The 19,699-nt window shown below is 72.9% G+C and carries 19 protein-coding genes and 1 tRNA gene; 12 read left to right on the top strand and 8 right to left on the bottom strand.

What is annotated here, in order from left to right; all coding sequences use genetic code 11:
* Positions 1-97: 97 nt before the first annotated feature.
* Both dcd and ACGF12_RS00470 read right to left on the bottom strand, forming a co-directional pair.
* Positions 98-673, bottom strand: a complete 576-nt coding sequence (gene dcd / locus ACGF12_RS00475; protein ID WP_393023345.1) for a dCTP deaminase — start codon at positions 671-673, stop codon at positions 98-100.
* Positions 674-745: 72 nt separating this feature from the next.
* Positions 746-967: a hypothetical protein gene (locus tag ACGF12_RS00470; protein WP_393023342.1), complete on the bottom strand. Its 222-nt coding sequence runs from the start codon at positions 965-967 to the stop codon at positions 746-748.
* Between the two features lie 278 nt (positions 968-1,245).
* Between ACGF12_RS00470 and ACGF12_RS00465 the strand changes: the two genes are divergently transcribed.
* Positions 1,246-1,319, top strand: a tRNA-Gly gene (locus ACGF12_RS00465).
* An 80-nt stretch (positions 1,320-1,399) separates the two neighbouring features.
* On the opposite strand, the gene ACGF12_RS00460 is transcribed toward ACGF12_RS00465, so the two are convergent.
* Positions 1,400-2,518 (bottom strand): nucleotide disphospho-sugar-binding domain-containing protein, encoded by a 1,119-nt coding sequence (locus ACGF12_RS00460; protein ID WP_393023339.1) that lies wholly within the window; start codon positions 2,516-2,518, stop codon positions 1,400-1,402.
* 758 nt (positions 2,519-3,276) lie between these two features.
* Between ACGF12_RS00460 and ACGF12_RS00455 the strand changes: the two genes are divergently transcribed.
* Positions 3,277-3,738 (top strand): hypothetical protein, encoded by a 462-nt coding sequence (locus ACGF12_RS00455; RefSeq protein ID WP_393023337.1) that lies wholly within the window; start codon positions 3,277-3,279, stop codon positions 3,736-3,738.
* 462 nt (positions 3,739-4,200) lie between these two features.
* Here ACGF12_RS00455 and ACGF12_RS00450 read toward each other — a convergent pair whose 3' ends face one another.
* Together ACGF12_RS00450 and ACGF12_RS00445 are read right to left on the bottom strand one after the other, a co-directional pair.
* Positions 4,201-4,833, bottom strand: a complete 633-nt coding sequence (locus tag ACGF12_RS00450) for a response regulator (protein WP_393023334.1) — start codon at positions 4,831-4,833, stop codon at positions 4,201-4,203.
* On the bottom strand, positions 4,830-6,059 hold the full coding sequence (locus ACGF12_RS00445; protein ID WP_393023931.1) for a sensor histidine kinase: 1,230 nt from the start codon (positions 6,057-6,059) through the stop codon (positions 4,830-4,832). Before ACGF12_RS00445 ends, ACGF12_RS00450 begins: the two co-directional genes overlap by 4 nt.
* 318 nt (positions 6,060-6,377) lie before the next feature.
* Between ACGF12_RS00445 and ACGF12_RS00440 the strand changes: the two genes are divergently transcribed.
* The 7 genes from ACGF12_RS00440 (at position 6,378) to ACGF12_RS00410 (ending at position 13,016) form a co-directional block, all read left to right on the top strand.
* Complete coding sequence (locus ACGF12_RS00440) at positions 6,378-6,938, top strand: heme-binding protein (protein ID WP_393023332.1); 561 nt, start codon at positions 6,378-6,380, stop codon at positions 6,936-6,938.
* 170 nt (positions 6,939-7,108) lie between these two features.
* Complete coding sequence (locus tag ACGF12_RS00435; protein WP_393023329.1) at positions 7,109-7,534, top strand: hypothetical protein; 426 nt, start codon at positions 7,109-7,111, stop codon at positions 7,532-7,534.
* 181 nt (positions 7,535-7,715) lie between these two features.
* Positions 7,716-8,603, top strand: a complete 888-nt coding sequence (locus tag ACGF12_RS00430) for an NAD(P)-dependent oxidoreductase (RefSeq protein WP_393023326.1) — start codon at positions 7,716-7,718, stop codon at positions 8,601-8,603.
* Between the two features lie 118 nt (positions 8,604-8,721).
* Positions 8,722-9,300, top strand: coding sequence for a flavodoxin family protein (locus tag ACGF12_RS00425; protein WP_393023323.1), 579 nt, complete (start codon positions 8,722-8,724; stop codon positions 9,298-9,300).
* Between the two features lie 306 nt (positions 9,301-9,606).
* Complete coding sequence (locus ACGF12_RS00420; protein WP_393023320.1) at positions 9,607-10,794, top strand: LPXTG cell wall anchor domain-containing protein; 1,188 nt, start codon at positions 9,607-9,609, stop codon at positions 10,792-10,794.
* 137 nt (positions 10,795-10,931) lie between these two features.
* On the top strand, positions 10,932-12,161 hold the full coding sequence (locus ACGF12_RS00415; RefSeq protein ID WP_393023317.1) for a hypothetical protein: 1,230 nt from the start codon (positions 10,932-10,934) through the stop codon (positions 12,159-12,161).
* A gap of 78 nt (positions 12,162-12,239) precedes the next feature.
* Positions 12,240-13,016: a MerR family transcriptional regulator gene (locus ACGF12_RS00410; protein ID WP_393023314.1), complete on the top strand. Its 777-nt coding sequence runs from the start codon at positions 12,240-12,242 to the stop codon at positions 13,014-13,016.
* Between the two features lie 60 nt (positions 13,017-13,076).
* On the opposite strand, the gene ACGF12_RS00405 is transcribed toward ACGF12_RS00410, so the two are convergent.
* On the bottom strand, positions 13,077-14,165 hold the full coding sequence (locus ACGF12_RS00405) for a helix-turn-helix domain-containing protein (protein WP_393023311.1): 1,089 nt from the start codon (positions 14,163-14,165) through the stop codon (positions 13,077-13,079).
* A 97-nt stretch (positions 14,166-14,262) separates the two neighbouring features.
* Complete coding sequence (locus ACGF12_RS00400) at positions 14,263-14,400, bottom strand: hypothetical protein (protein ID WP_393023307.1); 138 nt, start codon at positions 14,398-14,400, stop codon at positions 14,263-14,265.
* Between ACGF12_RS00400 and ACGF12_RS00395 the strand changes: the two genes are divergently transcribed.
* From ACGF12_RS00395 to ACGF12_RS00385, 3 genes are all read left to right on the top strand, one after another.
* Positions 14,399-15,085 carry an RNA polymerase sigma factor gene (locus ACGF12_RS00395; RefSeq protein ID WP_393023304.1) on the top strand — a complete coding sequence of 229 codons (687 nt, stop codon included), beginning with the start codon at positions 14,399-14,401 and terminating at the stop codon, positions 15,083-15,085. The genes ACGF12_RS00400 and ACGF12_RS00395 overlap by 2 nt on opposite strands.
* Positions 15,082-16,545: a hypothetical protein gene (locus ACGF12_RS00390; protein WP_393023301.1), complete on the top strand. Its 1,464-nt coding sequence runs from the start codon at positions 15,082-15,084 to the stop codon at positions 16,543-16,545. The genes ACGF12_RS00395 and ACGF12_RS00390 overlap by 4 nt, the downstream gene beginning before the upstream one ends.
* Positions 16,546-16,804: 259 nt before the next feature.
* The gene (locus ACGF12_RS00385) at positions 16,805-18,010 is read left to right on the top strand and encodes a hypothetical protein (protein WP_393023298.1); all 1,206 of its coding nucleotides are present in this window, start codon (positions 16,805-16,807) and stop codon (positions 18,008-18,010) included.
* A gap of 96 nt (positions 18,011-18,106) precedes the next feature.
* On the opposite strand, the gene ACGF12_RS00380 is transcribed toward ACGF12_RS00385, so the two are convergent.
* A complete protein-coding gene (locus ACGF12_RS00380; protein WP_393023295.1) occupies positions 18,107-19,606 on the bottom strand; it encodes an aminopeptidase P family protein in 1,500 nt (499 codons plus the stop codon).
* Positions 19,607-19,699 lie beyond the last annotated feature (93 nt).

Genomic DNA, 19,699 nt, shown 5'->3' with positions numbered 1-19,699 from the left:
GCGGCCCCCCCCCCCCGGGGGGGGCCCCCCCCCGGGGGGGGGCCCCCCCCCGGGGGGGGGGGGGCCCCCCCCCCGCCGTGCGTGCACTCTGCCGGGATCAGACCGCGGTGCGGTGGAAGTTCATGTAGGAGCGGGACGGCGTCGGGCCGCGCTGGCCCTGGTAGCGCGAGCCGTAGCGCTCGGAGCCGTACGGGTGCTCCGACGGCGAGGAGAGCCGGAACAGGCAGAGCTGCCCGATCTTCATCCCCGGGTACAGCTTGATCGGCAGCGTCGCGACGTTCGACAGCTCCAACGTCACGTGGCCGCTGAAACCGGGGTCGATGAAGCCGGCCGTGGAGTGGGTGAGCAGGCCCAGCCGGCCCAGGCTCGACTTGCCCTCCAGCCGGGAGGCCACGTCCTCGGGCAGCGTGATGACCTCGTACGTCGAGGCCAGCACGAACTCGCCCGGGTGCAGGATGAACGCCTCATCGCCGTCCGGCTCGACCAGCCGGGTCAGGTCCGGCTGCTCCTCGGAGGGGTCGATGTGCGGGTACTTGTGGTTCTCGAACACGCGGAAGAAGCGGTCGAGGCGCACGTCGATACTCGACGGCTGGATCATCGCCGGGTCGAACGGGTCGATGCCGACCCGGCCCAGGTCGATTTCGGTCCGGATGTCCTTGTCAGAGAGCAGCACGCTTCGAGGTTACGTGCACGACAGGGCCCCGGACGAATCCGCCCGGGGCCCGTTACGTCCTTCCGACGGCCGTCAGGCCAGGAACTCCGCGGCCTCCAGCCGCATCGCCCGCGCCAGTTGCGTCGTCGACAGCTCCCGTACGTCGGCCAGCACCGAGCTCCGGAGCCGTCCGCACTGCGGACAGCGGATCAACCGCCCGGGCCCGAGCCGCCCGGGACCGAGGTTCTGCATCGGGAACGTGGTGGTGCTGAACAGGTGCCCCTCGGCACAACGAACGACGGCGCGCTGCTCCATCGATCCCCTTCCCATCCCTAACCCAGTACTCACCCGTACTCATCGCGCCCCGGCGGCCAGGCCCCGGGACAGCGTCACATTAGGGGATGTTCCGGACATTCCACACCATGGCTCGCCGCCCCGACCCCACGCCCACCGGAGCACTCGCACGCGGCCCAAACAGTACGCCCCCCGCCCATCCCCACCCCGCTCCGCCACGGCCTCGGACCGGCCGTGCAACCACAGTCGCGGATGGGGTACAGTGACACTGGATCGAGCGGTCTCTGACAGCTCATCAGGCGGGCGTAGTTTAATGGTAGAACATGAGCTTCCCAAGCTTATAGCGCGAGTTCGATTCTCGTCGCCCGCTCCATACGGAAAAGCCGCAGGTCATCGACCTGCGGCTTTTCCTTTGCCCGGATACGGGCGGTTGCCGACCGTGGCCGGTGGGGGTCAGTGGGCGGTGGTGAGGGATTCGAGGGTGGGGACGAGGGCCGCAGGGGTGGGGAGGGCGGCGTTGTCGGCCTGGAGGCGGCGGGCGGCGGTGCGGAGGGCGGGGTCGGTGAGGAGCCGGTTGAGGAGGGGGGTGTCGACGGCTTCTGAGGTGGAGCTCAGGGCGGCGCCGGTGGCGGTGAGGGCCTCGGTGTTGTTGTAGTGGTCAGCGCCCTGGGGGAGGAGCAGCTGGGGCAGGCCGGCTTGAAGGGCGGTCAGCATGGTGCCCGAGCCGCCGTGGTGGATCAGCGCGTCGGCGCGGCTTAGCAGTTCGTTGAGCGGGACCCAGGGCAGTCCGCGGACGTTGGCGGGCAGGGTGCCGAGCGGGGCGAGGTCGGCGTCGCCGACGGCGAGCAGGAAGTCCGCGTCGACCTCGGCCGCGGCCTCGACCATGCGGACGACGGCCCGGACGCCGTCGAGTTCGGCGAGGACGGTGCCCAGGGTGACGACGACCCGCGGGCGGTCGGCGGGGCGGAGGAACTCGGTCGGGACCAGGCCGCCGCCGTTGTAGGGGATGTAGCGCATCCGCAGGCCGTCCGGGTCGCCGCCGAGCGGGCCGACGTTGAGCGCGGTGGCAGTGGTCGGCCCGGCCAGACCGTGCCGCTCGTAGAGGTCGGTGACGTGGGAGGCGAGCAGGTCGACCATGGGGAGGCCGGTGCTGACCCCGAAGTTGTGGACCACCGACGGGATCTTGAGCAGGGCCGCCACCAGCGGGGGAGCGGCGTGGAAGGAGTCGTGGACGAGCAGGTCGGCGCCCCAGTCGCTGGTGATCTCCAGCAGCTGGTCGACCGCGGGGCGGGAGGCGTGCGCGAAGATCGCGGCCGCCAGGTCGAAGATCTCTTCCTGCGACTTGTCCCGGTTGACGTACTCGACCTTGCCGTCGAGCCGCTCCTCGAACATCTCCCGCAGGTGCCGGCCGTCGCCGATCTCGACGACCGGGAAGCCCGCGCTGCGGAGCTGGTCGAGCGGCTGCCCGCAGGCGAACAGGACCTCGTGCCCGACGGCGCGCAGCGCCTGCGCGGTCGGCACCATCGGGAACAGGTGACCGGCCGAGGCGGGGCCGGTGAAGAGTATGCGCATGGTCTACTCCTTGCCAGTGAAGCTAACAAGGCAGTTTCATCCCAAAAGCTGACGTTCAGTCAATTTGATTCGGATCACCATGCGCGGTTATCGGCCGTTTTGATCAGGGACTTGTTACCTGGGCGGCGGTGTGCTCCAACTCCCGCTTCTGCTGCCCGCCCCGCCGCCCGTTGCCCGCAGCCCGTCGGTCATCCGGCGGCGAGGAAGTCGCGGACGGTCTTGGTGAAGGCGGCGGGCTGTTCGGCGAGGACGATGTGGCCGGTGTCGAACTCGGCGTAGCTGCTGGTGGGCAGGGCGGCGTAGCGCCCGAAGGCCTAGGGGTGGTCGGCGAGGGAGAGCCAGGTGGCCATGGAGAGTCGCAGGTACTCGTCCTGTTCGGCGCCGACTCGGCCGGCCGCGTGCGGGCGGTGCCGAGGGCGATGGTGGGCATGGCGGGTGGTTCCTCCTGGTCCGATCCGATCCGATCCGGTTCGGGCCGGCCGGTCCGGGTGGCGAGGATAAGTAAACTGCACGGTGCAGATCAGTGATTCAACTGCACCGTATAGTGCAATTCGAGGTGGAGGAACGGTGCGGGACGGAACTGTCCGCGCCCGGCCACCGTCCAAGGGGTGACGGAATGCCTGCCCGGGTTGAACGCCGGGAGGAGTGCGGAGGGCCCAGTGCAGTCAGGTGGTGCCGAACTGAACCTCGGATGCCCGGACGGTTCTCGCGACGGCTCCCCGTCCGTGCCCGCCTGGTGGCCGGTGCTGGCTCCGGAGGTGACGGCCGATCAACTCGATGCGGCGGAACGCTGCGAGGCGCTGCTCCGGGAAACCGTGGACGCCGTCCGGCCGGCGCCCGCCTGGCGCGCGGCGGCACCCCGGGCGGGCGCGCGACTGCCGCTGCCGGGTCGGGAGTCGGAGGCGCACTGGTACGTCACCCGGGGCCGGCATCTGCTCACCGTCGTATCGCCTTGCCGTCGGACGGAGTTGGCAGGGGTGGTGGAGCGGCACTGGCGGCGGCGGGGGTGGGCGATCACCTCGCTGAACGCCGGGCGGGACCGGGTGGGGGTGGCCGCCGTCGCCCGGGACGGATATCAACTGGCGCTGAGCATCGGCGAGTTCGGTGAAATCGCGCTGACCGCGAGCTCGCCCGGGACGGCCTGCCCGGAGTGGCCGGGGGTCGGCGGGTCCGCGCCGCTGCCGGACGTGCACTGCCCGTACTGGAGCGCGCTGATGTGATGCGGGGCTCACGGGGGAGGCGTGGAGCGAGTCCCCCCGGACCCGCTCCACGCCGCCTCGTCGCGCGGCTTCGGCGCTGCCGCTCCCCCCGACACCCCGGCAATCCCGCCGTCCCCCCTGGCAACACCCTCCGGCGAGAGCGGTCCGCACAGGCCCCGGCGAGCCCCCACCTCCGGGGACGTCGTGGCATCACGCTAACAAACCGCGTGGTTGGTTTGTCAATAGTGAGATCCACGAAAAATCCACAATCGTGTGGACGGGTTCTGGTTGCTCCGACGGGCGTCCCACCAGGCAGTTGTGTGCCCGTCAGGGCGGCGTACGGCAGCCGGGCGCGCGCCCGGGGCCGGCCCGGCGGGTGGGGTGCGGCGCCTGGAATCCGACATTCCGAGCATCGTGGCAGCACACAGTGACACCGCGCGAGTGCCCAGCGCAGCCACCGGCCCTCCTGGCCGTGCGGCCGGCTCAGCGCAGCAGCCGGCGCTCCTTGGCCACCGCCACCGCTCCGGCCCGGGTGTCCACGCCCAACTTGTCGTAGATCCGGCCCAGATGGGTCTTCACCGTCGCCTCGCTGATGAACAGTGCCCGCGCGATCTCCCGGTTGCCCAGGCCCTGCGCCAGCTGTTCCAGGATGTCCTGCTCGCGCTCGGTGAGCTGCGGCGCGGGCGCCCGCATCTGCGCCATCACCCGGGAGGCGACCGGTGGCGAGAGCACCGTCCGGCCCTGGGCGGCCGCGTGGACGGCGGCGAACAGCTCCTCCGGCCGTTCGGCCTTCAGCAGGTAGCCGGTGGCGCCCGCGGCGATCGCCCGGGTGATGTCGGCGTCGGTGTCGTAGGTGGTGAGCACCAGGACGTGCGGCCCGCCCGGGGCGGCGGTGATCCGCCGGGTGGCCTCCACGCCGTCGATGCCGTCGCCGAGCTGGAGGTCCATCAGCACGACCTGCGGCGCCAGCTTGGCGGCCAGCGCGACCGCCTCCTCCCCGGTGCTCGCCTCGCCGACCACCTCGATGTCGCCCGCGCTGGCGAGCAGCGCCAGCAGGCCGGCCCGTACCACCGCGTGGTCGTCGCAGACCAGCAGTCGGACAGGGGTCGTGTTCATCGGTGCTCCAGGGGGATCGCGGCGGAGACGACGGTTCCCTCGCCGGGGGTGCTCTCCACGGTCAGCCTGCCACCCAGCTGCCGCAGCCGGGCCCGCATGGCCGGCAGGCCGTACCCGCGCCCGCCGCCGGAACCGGCCGCGTCCGGGTCGAAGCCCCGTCCGTCGTCGGCGATGTCCAGCACGGCCTGGTCGCCCAGGAAGGACAGGGTGATCGCCGCCGCCGAGGCCCCGGCGTGCTCGCGGACGTTGGCCAGCGCGCCCTGGGCGATCCGCAGCAGCGCGGACTGCGTGGCGGCGGGCAGCGGTGCGGGCGTGCCGTCCAGGTGGAAGCGGACCGGCAGCCCGCTCTCGGCGGACTCCCGCTCGGCCAGCGCCCGCAGTGACCGGTCCAGGGTGGCGCCGTCGGCCAGCTCGGCCGGGGCGAGGTCGTGGACGAAGCGGCGGGCCTCGGCCAGGTTCCGGGAGGCCACCTCGGCGGCGGTCCGGACGTGGGTACGGGCGGTCGCCGGATCGGTGTCCCAGGTGCGCTCGGCGGCCTGCAGCAGCATCCGCTGGCTGGACAGGCCCTGTGCCAGGGTGTCGTGGATCTCCATCGCCAGCCGCTCGCGTTCGGCGAGGGTGCCCTCCCGTCGTTCGGTGGCGGCGAGTTCGCGCCGGGTGCGGACCAGGTCGGCGATCAGCGCCCGCTGCCGGGTGGCCTGCCGGGCCATGAACAGGAAGACCCCGGTGGCCAGCGCGGCCACCGCGGGCGGCAGCAGGACGAGGGTGGCGTCCGTCCCGCCGGGCAGCCGGACCTCGGCGATCACCACCAGCAGCGTCAGCGCCGCCACCAGCGGGATCGCCGCCTTCGCGGGCAGCGCCCGCAGCGCGGTGTAGATCAGCGGGACGGCGCACCAGGCGAAGCTCGGGGCGAGCAGCACCAACACCACCCAGAGCGCGACCACCAGGGCCAACGGCCACCGGCGCGGCCGGCCGGGCGCGGGCAGGCGGCGGTGGTCCAACCAGGAGGCGGCCGGCCGGGCGACGGCCAGGGCGGCGCTCAGCCCGATCACCCAGGGGATCCAGGGGCTCCCGGCGTGGTGGGTGAGGTAGCGGCTGAGCGAGGCGGCGAGCAGCAGCAGGAACGCGGAGTCCAGCAGCAGAGCCAGCCGGCCCGCGTCCGGGTCCCCGGCGTCGCGGCCGCCGACGGACCGGCGGGCGGACCGGCCGGTGGACGGGCGGGGCAGCTGCACGGGTGGCTCCTGGCGGTACGCGGCGCGCGGCGCGCGGCACACGGTGCGAGGTGCCAGCGCTCAGCGCACTGACCTGCGCCGATCCCTCGATGGTGACCCGTCCGGCCCGGCCCCGCATCAGCCGATCGGTTGACGGCACCGTCCCCCATCATGTCCGGACGGTCGCGCCGGAACGTCGATGCCGCGCGCCCGGATCCGGCCGGAGGATCGAAGCAGAGCCGGGCGGTCCCCCCGCCGCCCGGCCCCGAATCCGCCGCGGCCCGATCCGCCGTGCGGGCCGCGGACCCCGCAGATCCGTTGAGGAGCTGGACCATGAAGAAGACCTCCGTGCGCACCCGGGTGCTGACCGGCACCGTCGCCGTCGCCGCGCTCGCCGCCGCCGGTGTGGGCGCCGTCTCGGCCAGCGCCGAGACCACCGAGACCCCGGCCGCGCCGGCCGCCGTCAAGGTCGACACCCAGAACAAGAACCTGGCCCAGAGCGCCGGTCTGACCATCGACGCCGCCACCCGCGCCGCCCAGGCCGCCCTGGACGCGGCCACCAAGGCCGGCCAGCACGTCTCGGTCGCCGTGGTCGACCGCGACGGCGTCACCCGGGTCCTGCTCAAGGGCGACGGCGCCGGCCCGCAGGCCCCGGAGTCGGCCGAGCGCAAGGCCTTCACGGCGGTCTCCTGGAACGCCCCGACCTCGGAGCTGGCCAAGCGCCTCGCCCAGGCCCCCAACCTGAAGGACATCCCGGGCACGCTGTTCCTGGCAGGTGGTGCGCCGGTGCAGGCCAAGGGCGCTCCGGTCGCCGGCATCGGTGTCGCGGGCGCGCCCAGCGGCGACCTGGACGAGCAGTTCGCGCAGGCAGGCGTCGCCGCCCTGGCGAAGTGACGCACCCGGCCGGTCGGCCCACCCCCGTGGCCGACCGGCCGGACCCGTGTTCCGGGCTGAGCGCCGCGGTGTCCTCGTTCGGGTGAACACCGGGAGGGTCGTCGCAGAACAGGCGATGACCCTTTGAAAAGCCGGTGTCGTTGTCAGTGCCGCGTGGCAGGCTTCCCGGTATGACGGCGTGGACCCTCAACGACATCGAACGTGCGATCCGCTCCTCCTGGGGTGTCGACACCTGTGCGCCCGAGGACCTGGCCCACTGGCGTCCCGACAATCCCGCCCGCGGCCAGTGCGGGGTGACATCGCTGGTGGTGAACGACCTGCTCGGCGGCGAGCTGATGATGGGCGAGGTGCGCGTCGACGGGGTCCGGACGGACCTCCACTGGTGGAACCGCTTCGCCACCGGCTTCGAGATCGACCTCACCCGCGAGCAGTTCGGGCCGGACGAGCTGGTCGGCCCCGGCCGCCCGGTCGCCCGTCCGGGCCGCCCCGGCCGGCTCCAGGCCCAGTACGAGTTGCTGCGCCACCGGGTGGTGGCCGAGCTGGAACGCGGAACCGCCGCGAACCGCAGCCACCGGCGTGCGCGCGTCTGCGCCTGACCACCCCGGCGCCCGACCACTCCGGCCGTCCGAGCACCCCGGCGCCCGACGACTCCGGAACTGAACCACTCCGGCGCCCGACGACTCGGAAGCCGAGCCACCCCGGCACCGGGCCGCCCTGACGTACAGTCGGCCACGACCGGACGGCTGCGGATACGGCTACGGCGACGGGAGTGCGCGGATGACCGGGACGACGACGGTCGGTTTCGTGGGGCTGGGCGCGATGGGGCAGGGCATGGCCGGCAGCCTGCTGCGGGCCGGCCACGCGGTACGGGTCTGGAACCGTTCGCCCGAGCCGGTGGCCGCCCTGGTGGCCCAGGGCGCGGAGGCGGCCGGCACGGTCGCCGAGGTCTTCGCCGCCGACACGGTGGTCTCCATGCTGGCCAACGACGAGGCGTTCGAGCGGCTGCTGCTCGACCCCGGGCTGCTGGCGGGCGCGGGCGCGACCCTGCACGTCAACATGGCCACCGTCTCGCTGGCGCTCGCCGAGCGCGCCGAAGCGCTGCACGCCGAGCACGGCATCGGCTACGTCGCCGCGCCGGTCCTCGGCCGGCCCCCGGTCGCGGCGGCGGGCCGGCTCAACATCCTGGCCGCGGGCGCGCCGGAGCTGCTGGAGCGGGCCGAGCCGCTGTTCGCCGCGATGGGCGAGCGGACCTGGCGGTTCGGCGACAGCCCCCGGCAGGCCAACACCGCCAAGATCAGCACCAACTTCCTGCTGGCCTGCGCGATCGAGTCGATGGCCGAGGCGTGCAGCCTGGCCGAGGCCCACGGGGTGCGGCCCACCGACCTGGTCGAGATGCTCACCGGCACGCTCTTCCCGGGGCCGGTCTACTCCGGCTACGGCTCGATGGTCGCGGAACGCCGCTACGAGCCGGCCGGGTTCCGGCTGCCGCTCGGACTCAAGGACGTCGGCCTCGCCCTCGCGGCCGGGACCGAGCGCAACGTCCCGCTGCCGTTCGGCGGCATCCTGCGGGACGCCTTCCTGGACGCGCTGGCCCACGGCGACGGGGACAAGGACTGGGCCGCCGTCGCCGAGGTCGCCCGTCGCCGGGCCGGGCTGCCGGACTGACGGGCGACGGGCTGCCGGGCTGACCCACCTGCGGTTCTCCGGGGCGCGGGCGTGGAATAACCGGCGCGCGACGGGTGCTCGCACCTCCGTCCGCAGCACCCGACCGGGGGAGTGTCCGATGTCCGACCAGCCGTCCGGCGCCCAGGCGCCACGCCGTTTCCTGTTCCTCGACGCGAGCGCGCGCGTCGGTGGCAACTCCGAGCGACTCGCCCGGCTGGCCGCCGAGTCGAGCCTGCCGGCCGGCGCGGAGCAGCGCTGGCTGCGGCTCGCCGACCACCCGCTGCCGCCCTTCCAGGACCTGCGGCACACCGGTGACGGCCGCTACCCCGAGCCGGTCGGGCACGAGCGGACCCTGCTGGAGGCCACCCTCGAAGCCACCGACCTGGTCTTCGTCGCGCCGCTGTACTGGTACTCGCTGCCGACCACCGCCAAGCTCTACCTCGACTACTGGTCGGCCTGGTTCCGGGTGCCCGGCCTGGACTTCCGCGCCGCGCTCCGCGGCGGCACCGTCTGGGGCGTCACCGCCCTCGCCACCGGGGACGACAAGGCCGAGCCGCTCATCGGCACGCTCCGGCTGACCGCCGAGTACATGGGGATGCGCTGGGGCGGCGCGCTGCTCGGCAACGGCACCCGCCCGGGGGACGTCCTGCGCGACGAGCGGGCGCTGATCGCGGCCAAGTCCTTCTTCGCGGACTGAGGCTCCCCGGCCTCCCGCGGAGTGACGCATTCACGCCATTCCGGCCCGTGCGGTACCGTCGTCCGGACGTGTACCCGTCACTCTGCGGCCATCTCCTGGCGAAGCGCAAAAGCCTTACGGGCGGATGAAGTTGGACGATTCGGGCGCTCCGGGGCCGGGTGCGGGCCACAGCACGGCACCTGCCTTCCGGAGTGGCTGGATCGTTCGGTACTCTCCGTCGGACTTTCAGCTTCGCGGGGGGTTACGCGGCGTCTGCGGCCGCCCCCTCGCGCCCGGGCCTCGCCCGGACACTTCCGTGAGGTCTCCTTGTCCATACGTCGCAGTCTTGCCCTTGCCGGCGCCGCCGCGCTCGCGTCCTCGCTCGTGCTGGCCGGTGCCCAGGGCGCCATGGCGGTTGGTGTCACCGGCACCCCGTCCGCCACCGCCCCGGCCGAGAAGGCGGGCCACCAGGCCCTCGACCTCTCGGTGCACGGCGTTCCCGGCACCTTCATCGCCGGTGGTGACGCCCGCGAGTTCACCTACCGGATCGACAACTCGACGAAGACCGACTTCGTCGCCTTCCCGCTGCTGAAGTTCAAGAACAAGGCGGGCACGCTCAAGGCGAAGGACCTCAAGCTCGAGTACCAGCTGCTGGCCGGGCTGCCCGGCGGCGGCACCTGGAAGACCGCCGTCATCGCCCCCGGCGGCGGCGACGGCGACGACAGCGCCGTGCTGATGTTCCTCGGCGACGTCACCGCCGGCGGCGACGCCGCCGACGACGCGCTGCTCTTCATCCCCCAGGGCAAGGGCCTCGACATCAAGGTCCGCGCCTCCTTCACCAAGGACACCCCGCTGGGCAAGGCCGGTGTCGTGCCGGTGGTCTACTCCGCCGACGCCAACGACGAGAACGACCACGGTGGCTTCAGCTGTGACGGGATCAAGGGCGCCGGCTTCACCATCAAGGCCGGCGGCGGCAAGCCCACCCCGACCCCCACCCCGACCAAGACCGGCAAGCCGAGCCCGACCGCGAGCAGCTCGCCCACGGCCAGCCACACGCCGACCTCCAGCGCGTCGCCGACCGGCACGGCCACCGCCACCGCGACGGCCACCGCGACGGCCACCTCGACCCCCACCACCGCGCCGACGAAGCCCACCGCCGAGCCGACGACGCCGACCACGGCGCCGACCACCCCGGCCACCGGCACCGGTTCGCCGTCCGCCTCGCCGTCCGACTCCGGTGCGACCGGCGCCCCGGTGCCGTCCGGCGACAGCAGCACCGACGCCCCGCAGCCGATCGACTTCCCGGTGCAGAACCCGACCGTCACCCCGCCGAAGATCACCCCGGCCGGTGTCACCAAGGCCAAGACCGCCGCCGCCAACGCGGACAAGTCCCTCGCCACCACCGGTGGCGGTGATCACACCACCGCGATCGCGGCCACCGGCGGCGCCGTCCTGGTCGCCGGTGTCGGCACCCTCGTGGTGCTGCGTCGTCGCAAGTCGGGCCAGCAGAGCTGACCCCGGGGGGAGCTCCGTGAGTGCCGCCGTGTCGCCCGGCCGTCCGTTCGTACGGACAGCCGGGCGGCACGGACGGTACTTCTCCGTCACATAGGATGTCCGGCCGGAGGGGGGCGGAACGGCGGGGAGAGGGACAGGTGCGGGTAGTACGTACGGCACAGACCACCACCGACTACGAAGCCACGACCGGGCGGATCGCGGGACTTCCGCTCCGCAGGCACCACGTCCTGCTGACCGCCTGGACGATCCTCTGGTTCTTCCTGGTCGAGCCCAGCGGCGGGTTCTCCTGGCACTACCTGCGCCAGGGCGAGCAGCTGCTCTTCAGCCACCAGGCCGACGGCGGCCTCTCGCTCTACGCCCAGCACCCCGAGCTGCAGATCGGCCCGGTCAGCCTGGCCGCCGCCCGGCTCACCGCCCCGTTCTCACCGCACGTCGGCCAGCTGGTCGCCGAGGCGGTGAGCGCCGGGCTCGGCCTGGTGATGCTGGTCCTGATCGGCCGCACCGCCGCCCTGTACTACCTGGGCACCGGCACCAACCACCGCCGGCTCCAGCAGCGCCTGCTGATCGCCGGACTGGCGTTCATCCCGATGTGGGTCGAGGTCTCGGTCCGCTTCGCGCACCTGGACGACGTCCTCGCGCTGTTCTTCACCACCCTCGCCGCGCACGCCCTGGCTCGCGGCAAGCCCACCCAGGTCGCGATCTTCCTGGCCCTGGCGGTGGACTCCAAGCCCTGGGCGATAGCCTTCGCCCCGCTGATCCTGGCCCTGCCCCGGCCCGCCTGGCTGCGCACCGTGATCTGGTGCGGCGTCCTGGTGGCGGTCGCCTGGCTGCCGTTCTACCTGGGCAACCTGGACACCCTGGCGGCCGCCAAGTTCACCATCCCGAACCAGCCCGCCTCCGCGCTGCGCTGGTTCGGGGTCACCGACCCCTCCACCCCCTGGTGGGACCGCCCGACCCAGTTCGCGCTCGGCATCGGCCTCGGCTGCGTCGCCGTCTGGCGCGGCCGCTGGCCGGCCGTGGTGCTGCTCGGCGCGGACGCCCGGATCCTGCTCGACCCGAGCGTCTACACGTACTACACGGCCTCGATCCTGCTCGGCACCCTGCTCTGGGACGCGGTCGGGCAGAAGCGGCTGGTCCCGTGGTGGAGCTGGATCGCGCTGGCCGCGCTGTACGGCGGCACGCTGTTCCTCCCGTCCGACTCGGCCCGCGGCTTCGTCCGGCTCGCCTTCGTGGTGGTCTCCGCCGGGTACGTGCTGTTCTGGCCCACCCAACAGACCCGGCGACCCCGCCCCCCGGCCCAGGGCGGCGACGGACGCCGCCGCACCGCCCGGCGGCGCGAGCGGGTGCTGGTCGGCGCGGGCACCTGAGACCCTCCGCGGCGACGGCTTGACCCTCACGCGACGTGAGAGCGGAGGGTTGTGGTCAGCACCAGGGAGGGAACCCGGATGAACGAGGACCAGGGCTACTCGGTCGGCGTCGTGGCGAAGATCGCCAAGGTCACCGTCCGCACCCTGCACCACTACGACGAGATCGGACTGCTGTCCCCCGCGGGCCGCACCCGGACCGGCTACCGCCGGTACGTGGACGCCGACCTCGACCGGCTGCAGCAGATCCTGTTCTACCGCGAGCTCGGATTCCCCCTGGAGGAGATCGCGGCGATCCTGGACGACGACTCGGTCAGCCCGAGCGAACACCTCCGGCGGCAGCACCGACTGCTCACCGACCGGATCAGGCACCTCCAGGAGCTCGCCACCGCCGTCGAACACGCCATGGAGGCACGCAGGATGGGCATTCAGCTGACCCCGGAGGAGAAGTTCGAGATCTTCGGTGAGGGCTACCGCGAGGAGTGGGAGCAGGAGGCCGAGCAGCGCTGGGGCGACACCGAGGCCTGGGCCGAGTCCCAGCGCCGCACCGGCGGCTACACCAAGGCCGACTGGCAGCGCATCCAGAACGAGATGACCGAGCTCAACAACGGTCTGGTGGAGGCGGTCACCGCCGGCGAGCCCGCCGACGGCACCGCGGCCATGGACCTCGCCGAGGCCCACCGGCAGCACATCTGCCGGAACTTCTACGACTGCACGTTCACCATCCACCGCGGTCTGGCGTGCCTGTACGTCTCGGACCCGCGCTGGACCAGCACCTACGAGGACCTCGCCCCCGGCCTGGCGCAGTGGCTGCACGACGCCATCCTCGCCAACGCGGACCGGAGCGAGAAGGCGTAACCGCCGCCACGGGGGAGCCGGCGGCCACGGGGGAGCCGCCGGTGCCGGGGGAGCCGGTGGCTACGCCACCCCGCGCCCGAAGGAGCGCCGGTAGGCGGTCGGCGAGGTGCGCATCACCCGACCGAAGTGGTGGCGGAAGGTCGCCGCGCTCTCGAAGCCGACCGCCGCGGCGATCTCCTCCACCGTCCCGTCCGGGGACTCCAGCAACGACAGACTGGCCGCGATGCGCTGGGTGACGACCCAGCGCATCGGGCTGGTGCCGTTGCGCGCGGTGAAGTGCCGCAGGTACGAGCGGTCCGACATCCGGGCCGCCCGGGCCAGCACCGAGACGGTCAGCTGGCCGGCCAGGTGGTCCAGCGCCCACTGCATGCTGCGGGCGATCCCGTCGTCCTCCTCCTCGACCGGCCGGACGGCGGCCTCGATGAACTGCGCCTGCCCGCCGTCCCGGTGCGGCGCCACCACGAAGCGCCGGGCCACGGTGTTGGCCACCTTGGCGCCGTGGTCCCGCCGGACCAGGTGCAGGCACAGGTCGATCCCCGCCGCGCTGCCCGCGCTGGTGAGCACGTCACCGTTGTCCACGTACAGCACGTCCGGGTTGACCAGCACCTTCGGGTAGCGCTGCTGGAGCAGTTCGGCGTACCGCCAGTGGGTGGTGGCCTCCCGGCCGTCCAGCAGCCCGGCGGCGGCCAGCGCGAAGGCGCCCGAGCAGATCGACACGATCCGGGCGCCGCGCTCGTGCGCCGTCCGCAGCGCCTCGACCAGTTCGGGGGACACTTCGCCGCTGAAGGCGTTGCGCACCCCCGGGACCACCACGGTGTCGGCGGCCGCCAGGTCGTCCAGCCCGTACTTGGCGGTCAGCGCGAAGCCGCCCACCGCGTCCAGCTCCGTCCCGGGCCGGTCGGCGCACACCTTCAGCCCGTACCAGGGCGCGGCCAGCAGGCCGCTCAGCTCCGGCCGCGCCAGCCCGAACACCTCGACCACCACGCCGAGTTCGAACGGCGCCATGCCCTCGAAGGCGTACACCGCGACATCGTGCACGGGCTCCGGGCGACGGCCGATGACGACGGCCACCGGGCGCGACCGGACGTCCGCGCCGGTGCCCGCGCCGGCCGTGCTCTCGACGTGCTGCCCGGCGTGCTGCTCGGCCATGCGAACCCCCTGCTCACGGGTGGCGGAATCCCGGTGAGTGTAGCCGTCGCGGCCACCTCGAAACTTTTCGCGAATCCCCCTGCAACCTCTACGCCCGTCACACGTCCATTGCTACGGGGGTGGAGAGAACCGGGCCGAGGGTGGCTGCGAGGATCTCCCCGATCACGATCTTGATCAGGTGACCTGACGGTCCGGCGAACGCCGTCACCGTCCCGGGGGAAAGCAGACCGTACATGTCCATGGCCATCGGGCCGATCGCCGTGCCGGCGGGGCGGCGCGGCTTCTCCGTCCGCGGCGTGGTCGCCGCGCTGTTCGGCGCGCAGGAGGCCCAGGAAGCCGGCGCGCCGACCGCCGACCTCGGCTCCGACCGACAGGCGGCACAGCGCCGTTCCGGCTTCCGGCTGCTGCGCGGCGGGCGCAAGCCCGCGGAGGAGCGGCCCACCCTGACCGACCTGTACCACGCCCACCGGCTGGGCCTGGTGCGGATGGCCGTGCTCCTGGTGGACCACCAGGACCTGGCCGAGGACGTCGTGCAGGAAGCTTTCACCCAGCTCTACCAGCGCCATGGCGAGAACCTGGACGACCTCGACAACGCCCTTGGATACCTGCGGACCTCGGTGGTCAACGGCGCCCGCTCGATGCTGCGCCGCCGCAAGACCGCCCGGGAGTACGTGCCCCCGCACGAGGCCGACGCGCCCTCCGCCGAGGACCACGCGGTGCTCAACGACGAGCACCGGCGAGTCCTCGTCGCCCTGCAGGAGTTGACCCCCCGCCAGCGTGAGGTGCTGGTGCTGCGCTACTGGTCCGACATGTCGGAGGCGCAGATAGCCGAGACCCTGGGACTCTCCCGGGGTGCCGTGAAGTCCACCGCCAGCCGGGCCCTGGACGCCTTGGAAAAGCACCTGGAGAAGGTTCGATGACCGACAAGTTCCCCCGCCCGGGCGGCGGTGACGGCGACGGGCCGGCCGAGACCCCGACGGAACGGCTGCTCCGCGAGGCGATGAATGCCCGGGCCTCCATGGTCAACGCCCACGACCTGCGCCCGGCCGCACCCCCGAAGGGCCGGATCCGCAGGCTCCGCCCGGTGTACCTGACCACCGCGCCGATCCTCGCCCTGGCCGCGTCCCTGGCCATCGGCGTGCTCGCCATCCACGGTGACCCGGTCGCCAAGCAGGACGTCCCCCCGCCCCCGGCCGCCAGCATCACCACCTCCCCGAGCCCGACGGCCACCCCGACCCCGACGGACACCCCGAGCCCGACGCCCACCCCCACCCCCACCGACACCGGCACCCCGACCGGTGACGCGGAGACGGACGTCCCGCTCGCGGACGCCACCCCGTCCTCCGCTCCCCCGGCGACCGGCTCGGCGAGCTCGTACACCCTCCGGGGAGTCAAGTTCAAGGTCCCGGCCGGCTGGAAGGCCGTACCGGTCTCGCCCGACCGGGTCTGCGTCCTGAGCCCGGGCGCCCCCACGGACCCGCAGCAGAACTGGGAGCCGGCGCGGTGCGAGCCGTACGGCGTCCTGGTGGTGGCCTACAACAGCCCGGACGACGTCGGGAGCGGCGCCTGGCCCACGACGGCCGACCTGGCCTCCGACGGCGGCTGGGGTCACCAGCCGAACTGCCCCATCTGGGGGCGGCCCTACTTCCCGGCCAACGGCTACTCCTCGGTCGGCGCGCCGGTGCGGACCAAGCCCACCGTGGCGGGGAAGACGATCGACAAGACGCAGTGGAACGTCGGCTGCAATGCCGGTGACACCTTCACGGCCCAGCTGTGGGGCATGAGTTCGGACCTGGTCTTCGTCGTGGCGAACGGGCTCAAGGGGGACTACCAGGCGGGCCTGGCGACGATCGTCAACAGCCTGGACGTGAGCGGCCACAAGGTGCCGAGCCCGACGTCCACCCCGACCGCGGCGACCGGCAAGGACATCGCCGTCAATATCGACGCCGACGGTCTCGGCGCCGGGCAGCAGGTGTCCACGAACGGCACTCCGGTGACGTTCACGGTGACGTACCGGAACACCGGCCAGAAGACCTACGAGCAGATCCAGCCGCTGGTGTACACCAAGGAGTACTCGGGGACCCCGCCGAGCCCGGTCCTCCTGATGAACGCAGGCAAGCTGGAGCGTCAGGACGCAGGCTCCTGGTCCCAGATTCCGCTCTCGGTCGGTGGCGGCATGGACTACGCGATGGTGAACAAGGCGGCCTATTTCCGGCTCGCGCCGGGCGAGAGCCGGAAGGTGACGTACCGGATCTCCCTGGACCCGGCGGACGGGCCCGGGGAGATGCCGCTGGTGGCCCAGGCGGCGCTGCCGTACCCGTCGACGGCGCCGCTGACCGTCCTGGGAGAGGTGAGCCAGGTGGTGAGGGTCGTGAAGTAACCCTCCCGAGGGGCCGTTCTTGAGGCGCTGTGACCAGGATCTTCCCTGGTCGCGGCGCCTTTCGGCGTTCCGGGGCGAGGCCGCGAAAAAATTTCCGAACCCACCTGCAACCCCCTGCGGGGATGGACGTCTATCAGGGTGAGAGGCGGGGAGAGCGAGCCGGCGGGGCCGGAGCTCGGGCCGGCTCCTCGGGGCGCGAAGACAAGGCGCCCGTTCATCCGATCACCACCATCACCGTGTCCTCTGGGGGGACTGTCACATGAACGCGTCCGTTATCACCCGTATTGCGAAGATTGTCCCGCTCGCCGTCGTCGCCGCCATCGGCGCCGCCGCCTGCACCTCGCCCGAGACCGGCTCCCAGGCCGCTCCGACCGCCGCCCGTTCGGCCGCGCCCGCGGTGTCCGCCCCGGCGACCCCGGCCGCCACCCCCGCGGCCCCTGCTCCGTCCGCGCCTGTCACCTCGGCCCCGACCTCGGCCCCGACCTCGGCGCCCACCACGGCCGCCGCCGCAGCGCCGGTCGCCGCCAAGACCCCCAAGGCCCAGGCTCCGGCCGCCAAGTCCCCGCAGAGCGGCACCGGCACCACCGCCCCCTCCACGCGGAAGCCCGCGTCGGCCGGCGGAATCGGGATCACCTTCGACGGCCTGGGCGAGGGCCGGCGGATCCAGGTGGGTGACAAGGTCTCCTTCTCGGTGACCTGGAAGAACAACGACTCCTCGGGCAGCCGTCAGGTGGCGCCGGTGGTGGCGACCCAGCAGTACGAGGGCGCACCGTGCTCGATGGTGCTCGCGATGGCGGAGGGCACGCTGGAGCGCAAGGACGCCTCCGGCTGGAAGGCCCTGCCGTCGCTGAGCCAGGGCGGCGGCATGGACTACGCCTTCACCGGCAACGATGCGGCCTTCACCCTGGCCGCAGGAGAGAGCCGGACGGTCGAGTACCGGATGCGGCTGGACGTGAGCAACCGTCCGGGCAGCCTGGCCGTCGAGGCGGACGCCCCGGTCCCGCACGCCGCGTCGTTCAAGGACATGGCGAAGAGCGTGGTGACCACGAAGGTCGTCGACGACCACCGCCCGGTGGTGAACTCGGTCTCCGACCCGAGCCTGCTGGTCTTCGGCGGCGCCCCGACCGAGTTCTCCTACACGCTCTCCTCGCCGGACGGGGTCACCCGGCTGCACCCGTCGGTGTTCCTGTCCGCCCGGAACAGCCAGCAGCTGTCCGCGTCGGACGTGGTGGTGCAGGCGAAGGTCGGCAACGAGTGGAAGACCTTCAAGACGGTCCAGGACTGCAACGGTCGGCTCGGGGTGGAGCCGGCCGAGCTGGCGGACACCCTCTCGGGCAGCTCGGTCTCGTACACCTTCCGGGTCGCGGTGGCGCGGTTCGCCGGGCCGGTGGCCATCGAGGTCGGCGGGGTCGCGGGCGGCCACCACAGCGCGGACTCCCTGGTCCAGCCCTACAGCAAGGGCTGAGCCCGCAGCGGACGGGGTGCCCCCGCCGAAGCCGAAGGGGCCGGCCTCCCACTGCTCGGGAGGCCGGCCCCTTCATGGTGTCCGTGGTGCGGTGGCTCAGGCGAGCGAGGCCATCCACGCCTCGACGTCCTCGGAGCGGCGCGGCAGCCCCGCCGAGAGGTTCTCGTTGCCCTCGGCGGTGACCAGGATGTCGTCCTCGATCCGGACGCCGATGCCGCGGTACTCCTTGGGCACGGTCAGGTCGTCCTGCTGGAAGTACAGGCCGGGCTCGACGGTGAGCACCATGCCGGGCACCAGCAGGGCGTCGACGTGCTCCTCGCGGCGCGAGTGGGCGCAGTCGTGGACGTCCAGGCCGAGCATGTGGCCGGTGCCGTGCAGGGTCCAGCGGCGCTGCAGGCCGAGCTCCAGGACCTTCTCGACGTCGTACGCCGAGGCGTCCAGCAGGCCCCAGGCGAGCAGGCGCTCGGCGAGGACGCGCTGCGAGGCCTCGTGGAAGTCGCGGAAGCGGGCGCCCGGCTTGACCGCGGCGATGCCGGCCTCCTGGGCGTCGTACACCGCGTCGTAGATCTTGCGCTGCAGCTCGGTGAAGCGGCCGTTGATCGGCAGGCTGCGGGTGACGTCGGCGGTGTAGAGGGTGTGGGTCTCCACGCCGGCGTCCAGCAGCAGGAGCTCGCCGGGGCGCACGTCGCCGTCGTTGCGGACCCAGTGCAGGGTGGTGGCGTGCGGGCCGGCCGCGGCGATGGTGCCGTAGCCGACGTCGTTGCCCTCGACCCGGGCGCGGCGCCAGAAGGTGCCCTCGATCCAGCGCTCCGAGGTGGCGACGGCCTGGCCGAGCTCGCGGACCACGTCGGTGAAGCCGTTGACGGTGGCGTCGCAGGCGGCGCGCAGCTCGCCGATCTCCCACTCGTCCTTGACCAGCCGCAGGCCGCTGAGGAACTCCTTGAACTCGGCGTCCTTGTCGGCGTCCAGCACCTCGGCCAGCGCGGCCTCCAGGCCGGCGTCGTAGCCGCGGACGATGCGGGTCGGCACGGCGGCGTCCTTGGCCCGCTCGGCCAGCTCCTCGGCGGCCTTGCGGACGTCGCGCGCGGGCAGGCCGAGCAGCTGCTCCTGCTCGGTCAGGCTGTGTCGGCGGCCGACCCACAGCTCGCCGTAGCCGTCCAGCCAGAACTCGCCGTTCTCGCGGTTCGAGCGGGGCAGCAGGTACAGGGTGAACTCGTGGCCGGCCTCGCCGGTCGGCTCGGCGACCAGCACCGCGTCCTCGGTCTGGTCACCGGTGAGGTGCACGTACTCGCTGGCGGCGCGGAAGTTGTAGTCGGTGTCGTTGGCGCGCACCCGCAGGTTGCCGGCGGGGACGACCAGGCGCTGGCCCGGGTAGGCGGCGGAGAGCTTGGCGCGGCGCTCGGCCGCGTACGGGGCCTGGGCGATCGGGGCGAGGCCGTGCAGCTCGGTGTCGGCCCAGCCGGACTTCATCGAGGCGGACAGCTCGTCCGAGATCTCGCCGTAGAGGCCGTTCTTGCGGCCACTGAACTGCTGCGGCTCCTCGCCGCCCTCGGCCTCGGGGTTCTCGGCCACCGCGGGGGTCCGGTCCTCGGTCACGTGCAACGCCTCCTTGGGGGGTGGTACCGCCGCCCGTCGGGGGAGGTGTCGGATCGCGACACGCGCGGGCGGCCGTGCGTCCATGGTACGGAC

The sequence above is a fragment of the Kitasatospora sp. NPDC048296 genome (genome assembly GCF_043201815.1).
In the GTDB taxonomy this organism is placed as follows: Bacteria; Actinomycetota; Actinomycetes; order Streptomycetales; family Streptomycetaceae; genus Kitasatospora.
The sequence above is the reverse complement of the archived record's forward strand: the minus strand, read 5'-3'. Positions and strand labels throughout refer to the sequence as shown.